The 271-nt window shown below is 57.2% G+C and carries 1 protein-coding gene; it reads left to right on the top strand.

Translation table 11 applies throughout. The features are described 5' to 3' along the window. Positions 1-270: acetate--CoA ligase family protein (locus ACR9ZK_RS22055; protein ID WP_481344086.1), on the top strand; the 270-nt coding region annotated here is incomplete at its 5' end. Between the last annotated feature and the right edge of the window lies 1 nt (position 271).

Genomic DNA, 271 nt, shown 5'->3' with positions numbered 1-271 from the left:
CTTGAAGATTCCGTCGTCCTGCCGCTTCCGGTGACGAAAGCGGAGGTTTTGGACAGGATTTCACGGCTGAAGGTCCGCAAGCTCATCGAAGGCTATCGTGGCAGTGCGGCAAGCAGTCTCGAAATCGTTGCCGACGCCGTCGTATCAGCGGCAGAATATGTCGTAAAGAACGCCGCGCTGCTCCAAGAACTGAACATTAATCCCTTGATGGTCTTGGGTGAATCACGCGGCGTCGTTGCCGCGGATGCCCTCATCCGGCGAAGGAGGTAGC

The sequence above is a fragment of the Monashia sp. HAY1-5C genome (assembly GCF_056755255.1).
Note: the sequence above shows the minus strand (reverse complement) of the source record. Positions and strands in the feature narration are given on the sequence as shown.